General features: G+C 49.1%; 9 protein-coding genes. 2 read left to right on the top strand and 7 right to left on the bottom strand.

Annotation, left to right across the window (positions count from 1 at the left end; translation table 11 throughout):
* Positions 1-211 precede the first annotated feature (211 nt).
* From alr to DWZ76_RS12895, 4 genes are read right to left on the bottom strand one after another with little or no spacing between them, the layout of a single operon-like run.
* On the bottom strand, positions 212-1,417 hold the full coding sequence (gene alr, locus DWZ76_RS12880) for an alanine racemase (RefSeq protein WP_243017843.1): 1,206 nt from the start codon (positions 1,415-1,417) through the stop codon (positions 212-214).
* 22 nt (positions 1,418-1,439) lie between these two features.
* Positions 1,440-2,960, bottom strand: coding sequence for an NAD(P)H-hydrate dehydratase (locus DWZ76_RS12885; protein WP_333489864.1), 1,521 nt, complete (start codon positions 2,958-2,960; stop codon positions 1,440-1,442).
* Positions 2,951-3,319 (bottom strand): holo-ACP synthase, encoded by a 369-nt coding sequence (gene acpS / locus DWZ76_RS12890; protein WP_118472919.1) that lies wholly within the window; start codon positions 3,317-3,319, stop codon positions 2,951-2,953. Before acpS ends, DWZ76_RS12885 begins: the two co-directional genes overlap by 10 nt.
* Positions 3,316-4,011 (bottom strand): redox-sensing transcriptional repressor Rex, encoded by a 696-nt coding sequence (locus DWZ76_RS12895; protein WP_106999697.1) that lies wholly within the window; start codon positions 4,009-4,011, stop codon positions 3,316-3,318. The genes acpS and DWZ76_RS12895 overlap by 4 nt, the downstream gene beginning before the upstream one ends.
* 274 nt (positions 4,012-4,285) lie before the next feature.
* On the opposite strand from DWZ76_RS12895, the gene DWZ76_RS12900 reads away from it, so the two are divergent.
* A complete protein-coding gene (locus DWZ76_RS12900) occupies positions 4,286-6,346 on the top strand; it encodes an ABC-F family ATP-binding cassette domain-containing protein (protein ID WP_118472920.1) in 2,061 nt (686 codons plus the stop codon).
* Positions 6,347-6,436: 90 nt separating this feature from the next.
* Here DWZ76_RS12900 and DWZ76_RS12905 read toward each other — a convergent pair whose 3' ends face one another.
* Positions 6,437-7,729: an N-acetylmuramoyl-L-alanine amidase family protein gene (locus tag DWZ76_RS12905; protein WP_118472921.1), complete on the bottom strand. Its 1,293-nt coding sequence runs from the start codon at positions 7,727-7,729 to the stop codon at positions 6,437-6,439.
* Positions 7,730-7,976: 247 nt separating this feature from the next.
* Here DWZ76_RS12905 and DWZ76_RS12910 point away from each other — a divergent pair, with 247 nt between their 5' ends.
* On the top strand, positions 7,977-8,174 hold the full coding sequence (locus DWZ76_RS12910; RefSeq protein WP_106999694.1) for a hypothetical protein: 198 nt from the start codon (positions 7,977-7,979) through the stop codon (positions 8,172-8,174).
* A gap of 104 nt (positions 8,175-8,278) precedes the next feature.
* On the opposite strand, the gene DWZ76_RS12915 is transcribed toward DWZ76_RS12910, so the two are convergent.
* Positions 8,279-8,488 carry a type I restriction-modification enzyme R subunit C-terminal domain-containing protein gene (locus DWZ76_RS12915; protein ID WP_267895288.1) on the bottom strand — a complete coding sequence of 70 codons (210 nt, stop codon included), beginning with the start codon at positions 8,486-8,488 and terminating at the stop codon, positions 8,279-8,281.
* Positions 8,489-8,645: 157 nt separating this feature from the next.
* On the bottom strand, positions 8,646-9,971 hold the full coding sequence (locus DWZ76_RS12920; protein WP_117795185.1) for an IS200/IS605 family accessory protein TnpB-related protein: 1,326 nt from the start codon (positions 9,969-9,971) through the stop codon (positions 8,646-8,648).
* Positions 9,972-10,213 lie beyond the last annotated feature (242 nt).

Consider the following 10,213-nt stretch of genomic DNA (forward strand, 5'->3'; position numbering starts at 1 on the left):
TTCACACTCCGTCCAAACTATTTTAAGATATAAATAACTGCTTTGTACTTTCACAGCTCCACAGTCCGTTTATACCGTTAGTATGGACAGATTTACACCGCCTATACGCGGGTCGTCCCACAAATGCATCCGGCAGTCCAGGTTCCCGGCTTTGCCGAAGCTATCTACTTTATCTTATGAATCCTTTTTCTAAATGGTTCAAACACCGGCTTTACTCCATAAAATCCTCATACCGATCATCATTATAATCCTTTTTCCCGACGATCTTTCCACCTCTCACGTACACGCGCGGCACACGTTTTCCAAGCACGCATGGGATCTCATAGTGGAAACCGCCACTCCATTCCGCCAGCTCTTCCATCGTGATCTCGTCGTCCCCGTCGCGTCCGACCAGCGTTACCCGCGTGTCCTCAGCAGCCTCCGGGATATCGGTCACATCGATCATGCACTGATCCATGCAGACGCGTCCCAGAATCGGTGCGCGGTGTCCATGAATCAGGACATAACCCTTTCCAGAGAGATTTCTCGGATAGCCATCGCCGTATCCGGCGCCAATCGTCGCGATCCGCATCGGACGGTCCGTCACAAAGGTTCCGCCGTAGCTGATCGGCGTGCCCGGCTCCACTTCCTTAACATAGGTAATAAAGCTGCGGATCTCCATCGCCGGGTAAATCTTCATGTTCCGCTCTACCTCATCCGACGGATACAGACCGTATACCGTGATACCGGCTCTCGCCGCATCCAGTCCCATCCGCGGCAGTTCCATGATCGCCGCGCTGTTCGCACAGTGGCACATCGGAATATGAACACCTGCAGCTTCCAGACCTTCATGGAATTTCTGGTACCGCTCATACTGTAAATGGGTAAATGCCTTATCCGCCTCGTCAGCACGCGCAAAATGTGTAAACATTCCCTCGATCTCAATGCCCGGAAGCTTTGCAATCCGCTTTATCTCTTCCAGGCTATTTTCATCCGGGTGAAATCCGATTCGTCCCATGCCGGTATCGAGCGCAATATGCATTTTCGCCGTCTTTCCCATCGAAACCGCAAGTTTTGAGAGCAGCTCTGCCTTGTCTTCCTCAAAGATCGCTGGACGGATATCGCCCTCAATCAATTCCGCAAAATGGCGCGGGTGCGTGCTACCAAGCACCAGAATCGGTTTGTCAATGCCGTGGCGGCGCAGGTTCTGTCCTTCCTCCAAGGTTGCCACCGCATAGCCCCAGACAAACGACGCGATCGTCTTCGCCACCGGGACAGCCCCGTGACCGTAACCATCCGTCTTAACCACGCCGATCATCTTCGTTTTTGCCGGAAGATTTTCGCGCATCGCCTCCATATTTTTCACAATCGCATCCAGGTCAATCCGCGCATAAATCCGGGTATATGGTTCTTCTGCCATTGTATATGCTTTTTCCATCTTTTTGTCTTCCTTTTTATTTTCAATCTATCTTTTCAAGCAGACAGTCCGCGATATCTCTTGCCAGCACGGAATGCTCTCCCTTTTTACAGGCAGCTGCCGCCCCAGCTCTTCCGTGCAGGAACACGCCGAGCGCCGCCGCTTCATCCTCTGAAAATCCCAGCGCCAGAAGCCCGGCAATCACACCGGTCAGCACATCGCCGGAACCGCCCTTTGCCATCGCGGCGCAGCCGCTGTCGCCGATATACACATTGCCATCGCGCCCCGCCGTCACCGTCACGGCATCCTTGAGCACGCAGGTCACGCCTTTTTCTTCGCCATACCGCACCGCTGACTCGACCAGATCCCGTTTCAGATCCTCAATCGAGCGTCCCGTCAGACGCGCCATCTCCCCCAGATGTGGAGTAACGATCACATTTTCCGTAAAATACCCGGACAAATGCGGATGCTGTGCGACAGCATTTAATCCATCCGCATCCACAATGATCGGCACATAGGCGGAAAGCAGCACGTTCTGCACCAGACTTGCGACATGGGCTTCCTTTCCCAGTCCCGGTCCCAGCACGATCGCGCTCGCCCAGCCGCACTCCTGTTCCACCAGGCTCTTAAAACCTGCCGGATCCGTCTGTGCCTGTTCCGGATCATACGGCGTCAGGATCGCCTCCGGAAGGAGATTTTGCAGAATCGGCACATTTGCCCGGACGGTCAGGATCTTCACAAGTCCTGCGCCCATCCGGTACGCAGCCAGGGCGCTCAAATACGCTGCGCCGCACATTCCCTCCGAACCGGCTGCGATCAGGATTTTTCCATACGTTCCCTTGTTGGCGTCTGCCCGCCGTTTCGGGATCTGGCTCCGATCCTCCGGATCATAGGCAAAATAGGTATGCCCTTCATATTTTGTATACGCCGGAAACCCGATGTCGGCAATCACAATCTCGCCGCACAGCTTCCGTCCCGGATAGAACACCATTCCCAGCTTCTCATAGCCGAAAGTAACGGTCAGATCCGCCTCAGCTGCCTCGCCAAGCGCCGCCCCTGTCTCTGAGCTGACGCCGGACGGAATATCAACCGCAACTACCGCCTTTGGCTCCTGCTCACGCATAAAACGGATCGCCTCGGCAAATTCACCGCCGACCTCTCTGGAAAGACCCACGCCAAAGATCGCATCCACCATGATCTCCACATGCCCCGGCACATAATTTTCAAACGCCTCCACCGGGATCCCCAGATTCCGGTCAATCGCCACCTGACAGGTCATCTCCCCCGTCCAGTGTGCCTTGTCACCGACCGTGAGCACCGTCGGAAGCGCGCCGCGCAGAAAGAGAATCCTAGCCAGCGCCGCGCCGTCCGCACCGTTATTGCCCGTTCCGCAAAATACCAGAAGCCTCTGCCCTGAAAGCTTCCCATACCGTTTTTCCATCTCGTCTGCAACCGCCAGCGCCGCTCGCTCCATCAGTACCAGAGAGGGAATACCCACTTTCCGGATTGCATATCCATCTATCTCTTTCATCTGTTTTCCTGTCACCAGACGTCTCATTTCCATTCCCCCTCTCCGACTGCGTAAGCAGATGCCAGACTGCCTGTATTCGTGATCGACACGTGAATCCGGGTGATTTTCAGGCTGTCCGCAAGTTTCTTCGCTCCCCCGTGAAGCTGCACCCACGGTTTTCCAAACTCGTCCCGGAGCACTTCTACATCCAGCAGTCCAAAGCCCCTAAAGCCTGTTCCAAACACCTTCGAGACTGCCTCTTTTACCGCAAAATCGCCGGCGAGCCGGGACGCATTTCCCCCAGCCTGCCGACGCTCTTCTTCTGTATATACACGCACCAAAAAAGCCTCTTTTTCACAGGCTTTTTTGATTCGCTCTATCTCTATCAGATCCGTACCAATTCCGACGATCATTTTATTTCTCCAGCACCAGCTGCCTCTTCCTGCTTTCTCTGCGCTTCTTCTCTCGCTTTCTGATCCTGCATACTGCATACGCGGTAAGAAAGGCGCATCAGGCTCTCCGACAGATGGACATTTTCCACCACAACGTCATCTGGAACCTGTAAATCTGTATGGGCAAAATTCCAGATCGCCTTGATTCCGGCTTTGACAAGCCGATCCGCAATCTCCGGTGCTTTCGACTTCGGAATCGTCAGCGCTGCGATCTGCACTTCATTGTCCTTGATAAACTGCTCCAAATCTTCAATACCACGGATCTCCACTCCTCGGACTACCAGACCGACCAGACGCGGATTCACATCAAACATGCCTTTGATTAAAAAACCACGCCGCTCAAAATTTGTATAATTCGCGATCGCCTGACCCAGATTTCCCGCACCGATAATAATCAGGTTATGCTGACGGTCAATTCCCAGAATCCGGGCAATCTCCGAATATAAATACTTTACATTATAACCATATCCCTGCTGACCAAATCCGCCGAAATTGTTCAGATCCTGACGAATCTGGGACGCTGTCACCTTCATGCGGATACTCAAATCATTCGATGAGATTCTCTCTACTCCCTCCTCGAGCAATTCGCCCAAGTAACGATAGTATCTGGGTAGCCTAGAAATGACCGCTTTAGATATCTCTTTCTGTTCCACGGCTTTCTTCCACCTTTCTTTCCTATAACGTTGTCCATATGGTTTACGCAAACCTTCGGACAATCTGATAAATTTATTATAGTCATATGATAAATAATTGTCAATTTTTTTTATTTTATATGAGGGATTTTACATTGTATTTTGCAAAATTTTCTGACCAGAAACAGCCATTAACCGTTCTCATTCTTGCATTGCTTCTTTATTTATATTATAATTTAAGATTGACGGTATATTTTTTAACCGAAATACATGGATACAACCACAGGAGGAATCTATGATTTTATCTTGCAGCAATATTTCAAAAGCATTCGGTACGGAGGAAATCCTCAAACACGTATCGTTTCATGTAGAAGATCACGAAAAAGCCGCCATCGTCGGCATCAACGGAGCCGGTAAATCGACTCTTTTAAAAATAATTGTCGGAGAACTCGCAGCAGACGAGGGCTCCGTGACCATCGCCAAGGGCAAAACCCTCGGTTACCTGGCACAGCACCAGGATCTGCATAGCCAGACCACCATTTATGACTCTCTTCTGGAGGTCAAACGTCCGATTCTGGAAATGGAACAGCAGATCCGCACGCTGGAACTCCAGATGAAGCACGCCGAGGGCGAAAAGCTCGAAACGATGCTCAACACTTACAGCCGCTTAAACCATGAATTTGAACTTTTAAACGGCTACGCATGGCAGAGCGAGATCACCGGTGTCTTAAAGGGACTCGGCTTTGTCGAGGAAGAATTTTCCAAACCGGTTTCCGAACTTTCAGGCGGTCAGAAAACGCGCGTCTCCCTCGGTAAGCTCCTGCTCTCCAAACCGGATATCATCCTTTTGGACGAGCCGACCAACCACCTCGACATGGAATCCATCGCGTGGCTGGAAACCTATCTGATGAACTACGCCGGGACGGTCATCATCGTCGCCCACGACCGCTATTTTCTGGACCGCGTCGTGACCAAGATCGTCGAGCTGGACGGCGGCATCGCCACCTCTTTCCAGGGCAATTACACCGCCTACAGCGAGAAAAAAGCGATCATCCGCGCCGGTGTGCTCAAGGCTTACCTAAACCAACAGCAGGAGATCCGCCATCAGGAGGAGGTTATCACCAAACTCAAATCCTTTAACCGTGAGAAATCCATCAAGCGTGCCGAGAGCCGTGAAAAAATGCTTTCCAAGATGGATCTTCTGGAAAAACCGACCGAAATCAACGACGCGATGCATATTACGCTGGAACCGTGCGTTACCAGCGGAAATGACGTTCTCTCCGTCCGTGAGCTTGCCAAGAGTTTCGACGGCATGACACTCTTCACGGATCTGAACTTTGAGGTAAAACGCGGCGAGCGCATCGCCATCATCGGCAACAACGGAACCGGCAAGACCACAATTCTCAAGATGATCAACGGTCTTCTGACCCCGGACAACGGCGAGATCCGGTTAGGTTCCAAGGTGCATATCGGTTACTACGATCAGGAACACCAGGTTCTGCACATGGACAAGACGCTCTTTGACGAGCTACAGGACACCTACCCGGATATGAACAACACGCAGATCCGAAATGTGCTGGCGGCATTTCTCTTCACCGGCGACGATGTCTTTAAGCGCATCCGCGATCTGAGCGGCGGCGAACGCGGACGTGTTTCCCTGGCGAAGCTGATGCTCTCGGAGGCGAACTTCCTGATCCTCGATGAGCCGACCAACCATCTGGATATCGCCTCGAAGGAGATTCTGGAAAACGCGCTGGTTCATTATACCGGAACCGTTCTCTACGTCTCCCATGACCGATATTTCATCAACAAAACTGCGACCCGGATTCTCGATCTGACGATGGGAACACTGATTAATTATATTGGAAACTACGATTATTATCTGGAAAAGAAGGAGACGCAGGAGAAAGCCTATCTGGCTTCCGCCGCACAGGCAGCCAACCGCTCTGCAAAATCTTCCGGAGCCGGAAACACAGGGACTTCCAGCCATCTGACCGCTGCGGCAGGCGCAAATCCGACTGCTCTTTCCGGAAATGGCACTGGTACCTCTGCTGCTTCGTCCGCTTCTGCCGTGACCGCTGCAGTTCAAGCGGCAGCCAGCGCTTCCTCCGGCAAATTGGACTGGAAACAGCAGAAGGAAGAACAGACGCGGCTTCGTAAGAAACAGAATGAATTGAAACGCGTCGAGGAAGAAATCCACACTCTTGAAACCCGCGATCAGGAGATCGATGCGCTTCTCTGCGATGAGACTGTCTTTTCCGATGTTCCGCGTTTGATGAAACTGAATAAAGAGAAGGAAGAACTGAATGCAAAGTTAGAGGGATTGTATGAGAAGTGGGAGGAATTGGCAGAGTAGTGGTTACTGTTCACGCATACGTGCCCAGTAACGGAATTTGCCGCGGCTTTGCATTTACATACGGCAAATTCCTGCTGCCACCACGTTTTCTTACGGCACTTCCGATGCCGGACCACTCTTAGCCTTTAAAGATTCATCCCCAGCCGGTCCGGCTCCATTTCCGGCAAATTCCGGATCAGAGTTCATCTCGACCCCTTCGGCTTCGTCTGGTTTTTGTCCTTCCTGCCAGAATCCTAACTTTACGACATATTTGTATAATTCCGGACTGTTTTTTCGGATGTCAGCTCGGACATCTTCGTCACAGCAGGCGGCGAAAAAGCTGCCGAACTGCATCTCCGACTTATCGTCAAAGTAGGATGGAAGCGGCTGCACCAGTCCACTGCCAGCCAGATATCGCTCGAAATCCGTCAGGGCACGTGAGGTTTCTTCGTCGCTTAGTTCCGACGCAGCGAACTCGCCGAATGCCATCGCAAGCCCCTGCGGTTTAGAAAATTTGATTTTCTTGTAATGCACATCTGTATCATAATTGACAAAATAGATACCCTGCTCTGTTTTCGGCGCTGAGAAGTATGCCTTGTCTGTGTAGTACATCAGCTCCCAGCCTGATTCTGCAAATCGTTTGATCCACTCTCTTGGCACGCCTGCCAGTTCTTTCGTAATCTGTTCTTTTTCACTGTCCGACGGACGCCGTTTTCCCATCAAACGCACATCATGCGTCCGGTCGCGCAGTCCATTTGCATCGTAGTAGTTGAGTTCCACGTACTGATCCGCCGCCATCTGACCATTGTCAAAGAAATAATATTTATGCCCGTTTACCATCCGGTTTCCGCCGCTGAACATAACACATTTGGAATCAAACCAATACCAGGCATTTCCTGCCTGATACCAGCCGGTCGTCAGTGCCCCATCCTCGTTTGCATGATACCACTGATCCGTCTCTTCCTCATAAATCCAGCCAGTCATCATCGCGCCGCTCTCGGCGAAATAATAACGGTTTGTGCCGATTTTCCGGAGTCCCCGCTGCATATAGCTGCTTTTTCCCAGATAATACCAGTGACCATTCGATTTCAGCCAGGACGCTTTCAAAAAGCTGCCATCCGTCAGGCGGTACTGCCAGTCCTCGCCGTCTCCGACCCACTCGCCCTCATACAGATACATTTCTTTATTTTCAAAACCAGCCGCGCCACTTTCTGTCGCCGATGCCTCTGTCTCTGTTATATCATTGGCATTATTTTCGGTGCCGAACCTGTAAACTTGATTTTCTTCCTTGCCCTGCGCCGGGGTGTCCGCAGACGCATCGTTACCTGCCGCCAGCGCTGTCCCACAAACAAACAGGGATACTAAAAAGGATGCTGCCCACATAAATTTTTTCTTCCAATTCATCGTGTGCCTCCCCTTTCTTGTTCATAATTAAGCAAAAAACTGTGAACAGTTGCCACATCTCTTCTTATTTTACCGCACCGCAAATGAAAAGTATAGAAAAAAATTCTTACATCCTTTATAATAATAAAATAAAAGACAGTTCATCAAAGACAGCAATATCCAATCTGCCTTTGAAACAATATAAAAATGATTACAAATTCCAATCACTCTTTTTTATAGAGTTATAAAATTAGAAAGGATACCATATATGAAATCAAAACGCATTTTGGCGCTGACGGGTGCTGTTATCCTAATCACCCTCTACGTCTCTTCCATCATCTTCGCCCTGATGGACAGTCCACTGGCAGAAAATCTGCTGCTGGCATCGCTGTTCTGCACGATCGTTATACCGGCGGTGCTCTATGGGTATGCGGTGGCACTGCGATATTTTAAAAAGAAAAAATAACGTTCAAAAAGCAAACGACTGTCTATTTCTAACACAATACGCAGTCGTTCGCTTCTTTCATTCTTCTATACTGACTGCCTCCGCAGTCTCCTGTCATTTTTTCATCATCCCGCCACTGTAACCGCATTCTCCCGGACATCATTAATCGCTTTCATAAGCGCTGTTCTCGTTCTCACATCAAACAACTTTAAAAAACTAATTGGCTTATCAAACGGAGGCTTCTGCAAAACAGCCACATTCTCCATATACCCATTCTGCTCCATATGATTAATAATCTTATGAACAAAATTGATCTGCCGTTGGGTGAACCTCACATGGCTAAAGTCACATGCTTCTCGGCCGTTTTAAACGGCAAGACTAAATATCGGCGGATACGCCAGTAACTTAGAATTCGTGCGGATACGCACTTTTTCCACGCCGGATACGGCTGGTTTCCACATTACAGGTAGTCCGCTGTATATCTGCCTGTATTTATGCCGCTTTTAAGTTATTTACTTCTACATAAAGCTTTCTCAAATCTGCATAAACGCAGGAGGTTCTACGCTTCACTGCAGGTACTTTTGCCTCCAGTGAAGACCTTTCCGTTTCCGGCAAGGGTTTTAAAAGTTCCCGTATAAAATATCTCGCCCCGATATTATAAGTTGCTGACAAATCACAGTTATACTGCTTTCCTGTCTGGAAGATACATAGGCTATGGTTCTCCGGATTTCTTACTACCGCTCCACTTCCGTCACAGGCCAGCCTGCTGGTGTTCCGGGCACTAACTCTGGACACACGAATCCTGTTCCGATGTGCCTGATGTTCACATAGCTTCTGAATATCCCGCTTTCTCCATAAATGAAGTTTTTGCTTCTTTTTTCCGGATATTTTTCCCTGCATTTCCAGATACTCAAAAACAATTACATCTGCCTGATATTCTACGGCATATTTCGTGATCTCCGTAGCTATTTTGCGGGACAGTTCCATATTCAGCCTTTTTGCATAACCCCATCGGCTTTGAACCTGTCTGGAGGAATGTTCTCTCTGAAAACGGCGGATTCTGCCAAGTACATGATACAAATGGTCTTTATCACTGGGGAAATTTATAAATTTACGTCCCAGGATAGTGCCATCTGCCCGCATGATGCTGCAGACTGCATCCGTATTGATTCCCAAATCAACACTGCATATCACCTGCTCTTTTACAGCTGTTTTCGATAAGGTTACTTCCTCTGTGTATGAAAACCGAAGGAAATATTTATGATGTTTCCTTTCCAAAGTTGGGGCAGATGCCTCTTTCCCGCTCCACTTTTTTCGAAGATATTCCATATCGGTATGAAGTAATTTCACCTGAAACCACTTCCACTCACGCCCATCAAATAGCTTTAAATAAGCCGTATCTTCTCCCGGTTCTGCTTCCCTATACATGACATCCCGATAGAATACCGGCATCGCATGATTCTCACAGACCAGCTTCGGTTTCCCCCTCAGTTCTCCCTTTTCCCACAAACTAAGGCGTGATTGATAGGAGGACACGGCTCCAAGTGCGTGTTGAATCGCCGCTCTTCTCAGATAAGATGGCATCTTAGGAAAATGACGGTCAAACGGAAATCTGGCATGATTCTTTTTTGTCTCATGTACCAGATGTTCCGCCTCATTAAAGCGTTTTTGTAGATTTTTGATTTCTGAAAGTTCTTCCCAGATCTCTGCATACACCGGAATCAGATAGGAAACTGCTTTCCGAAAAATATCCAGCGTAGAGCGGAGCGGTATATTCTTTTTTTTAATTTCTACTCCATAGCTGGATACAATCTGCATAAAGGTCCCTGCTTTCTGTTTTCGATATTTCGCACACTGTGCAAAATGATACTGTAAAAAATACGCATTTCTTCTTCCTGCGAAAGTAATTTTTCTTTCGTAGGTAATACACTATATTTACATTTATATTATACCATGCATCTCTTTGCAAGGCAAACACTTGTTCTGTATCTATTAAAATAATTGGCACACCTAACTCATCACTACTACAATATACTTATGGGTAATCCCCTTACATCCAG

The organism is Clostridium sp. AF35-15 (assembly GCF_003477745.1).
GTDB classification, from domain to species: domain Bacteria; phylum Bacillota; class Clostridia; order Lachnospirales; family Lachnospiraceae; genus Otoolea; species Otoolea fessa.